2 protein-coding genes and 1 pseudogene are annotated in these 2222 nt (G+C 63.5%); 2 read left to right on the forward strand and 1 reads right to left on the reverse strand.

Features of this window, described 5'->3' with window-relative positions:
• The first annotated feature begins 667 nt into the window (after positions 1-667).
• Together ACH4SL_RS36960 and ACH4SL_RS36965 are read left to right on the forward strand one after the other, a co-directional pair.
• Positions 668-1162 (forward strand): hypothetical protein, encoded by a 495-nt coding sequence (locus tag ACH4SL_RS36960; protein WP_398454661.1) that lies wholly within the window; start codon positions 668-670, stop codon positions 1160-1162.
• A 52-nt stretch (positions 1163-1214) separates the two neighbouring features.
• Positions 1215-1892 carry a hypothetical protein gene (locus ACH4SL_RS36965; protein ID WP_398454664.1) on the forward strand — a complete coding sequence of 226 codons (678 nt, stop codon included), beginning with the start codon at positions 1215-1217 and terminating at the stop codon, positions 1890-1892.
• 135 nt (positions 1893-2027) lie between these two features.
• On the opposite strand, the pseudogene ACH4SL_RS36970 reads toward ACH4SL_RS36965, so the two are convergent.
• Positions 2028-2222: pseudogene (locus ACH4SL_RS36970) on the reverse strand (hypothetical protein); the annotation flags it as partial.

Consider the following 2222-nt stretch of genomic DNA (forward strand, 5'->3'; position numbering starts at 1 on the left):
CGAGCACGCCGGTTTCACCGCACCTATACCGATGCCGCCGCGTGGGCCGGGGCCCCCGCCGGGCGGCCCTGACCCAAGCACTGCGCGGCGCCTGCTACGCCGCCGGCAGCGGCGTCGTCGGCCTCGCCGTCGTCTGGCTGCAGCACCACACCCTCTGACACGACCTCACCACCGATCGGTACGGCAGTCGGCGCTGTCGCCTGCCTGCCGCACCGCTGCCCGGTGCGCTCACGCGCCGGGCAATCCATCACCAACTGCCTGCTTCTCTTCACCCCGCCCTGAGCCCCCGCAGGTCGTCAGAACGGCTGTAGGACGACACCAAGCACGCTGGCAGGTCCGCGTTCGACTCCGTCCGCCCCCGCTCTCGGCTGGCGAAGATCCAGCCCCTCATCGTCCAACCCCATCGTCTGTGTGTTCAACTCGCGGAGAGCCGTCGTCGGACTTGCTGGTTCGGTAATTTAAGCCAAAATCTGTCTGATTCTCGTCATGAGTTTGGTAACTTGCATCGAGTGAAAAGGAGCGCGGAATTCCGCGAAAACCTCAAGTAGCACTCAGGAACCGAGGGGCTACCTTGTGCACCGACCAGAGCTCGGATAGGTTCCCTCTCAAGAATGGCGCCCGCTTGGGTGGCGTCACAAAGGTTGGGGGATCCACGATGCATGGAAAAATGATCGCCGTAGCGAGCGCGTTAGCGCTTACGGCGATAACGGGGGGAACCGCTGCTGCCGCCGCACCGGCCAGTCCGAACACGATCTACTGCCCGCCGGAAGACGACCGCTACTTCCAGCAGACCGCCTCTTCTTGGTACGCCTCCGACAGCGGCACTCTGGTCAACAACTCTGCGGGCACAATCACCAAGACGTACACCCACACCTCCAACAAGTCGTACAGCACCACGGTTGCCGGTGATCTGGGTATGTCCATCGACTTCGTCGTGGCCTCCGTCAATACAAAACTGAACGTCTCCACGTCCAGGGAAGCCTCCTACACGACGACGACGACGTTCACCGTCACCGCGCCGGCGCACACGACGGTCAGCTACCGGGACGGCATCCTGAAGCGGACCATCCTGATCACCTGGTACCACACGTACAGCAACTGCACAGTGAAGACAGTGAGGGACTACGCCTATCTCGCCGACAACTACTCGGTAGCGAGCTAGGCCAACGGGGAGGCGGGCGATGGCGACAGTAAGGTGGTTGGGCAGGAAGTGGGTGACGGCGATCTTCCTCGCGGCAGCTACGCTATGCGGCTGCACAGGAAATTCCGCACCGCACGGGACGCGAACCACCGACCACCGGGCAGACGGCCCTGCGCAGGTGACGCAGGATCCGGCAACTCGCTGCGGGGTGGAGGTTCCGACCGATACTCAGAAGCTTCTCTCACCGCAGGATGTATATCCGGCCAAGAGTGGCACGAAATCGCTGTCTACCCGTGTTCTTCTGCTGACGGCCGCGGACTGCGACACCGGAAAAGGGCCCACTGGGATCGCCGGTACGTCCTGCAGTGCAGCAGATTTCCCATGGGCATCGGCCGCCTCCCAAAACCCCGAGCTCTATGCCTCGGGGGCCCGTGTGTGGGCTGAAGCAATCTTGACCGGCCCCGATGATCGGGTCCTTCAGGAGCACGTCATAGTTCCAGACGCGAAAGAAAAAGAAGCTTTTCTCAGCGGCTACCGAGAGCACTTCGAGCAGTGCGGCGCAAGAGCCCTCGACATGCAGAACGGAAAAATCTCTGATCTCACGCTGCAGGGATCCCCGTCTCTGGTTGCAAGCTTCGACAACGACAGGATAACGGTTCTGGAAGGAATCGGTCCGCGTTGGAGCACCGGAGAACTGCAGAAACTTCTGGGGTTGGCTACGGCCCGGGGAGCCAGTTTCACTCCCCACTGAGCCCTAAGGCCGTCATAGTCGCATGGCGCCCGGCCCGTGCCCGCCCCTTTAGGCACGACCGGGCGAACTGCACCCGCGCCCGGGCACGGCCAGGGTGCCGTGACCGGTCAGGTCCGGGCCGCGCGGGCGGGGCGCTTATGCGAGTCCGAGGGAGGCGAGCGCGGTGGTCCAGTCGGTGACGATGGCCTGCTGGGCCTGCGTGAGGGTGATCTGACCCTTGCAGACAGCGGTGTAGAGCTTGGTTTCGACGGGGTCCTTGAGGTTGTTCACCCCGGCGCTGGCCTTGTGGCCGGAGTCTGAGGGCTCGGCCCAGAGGTTGCGGGGGTCGTT

The organism is Streptomyces sp. NPDC021020 (assembly GCF_044333285.1).
In the GTDB taxonomy this organism is placed as follows: Bacteria; Actinomycetota; Actinomycetes; order Streptomycetales; family Streptomycetaceae; genus Actinacidiphila.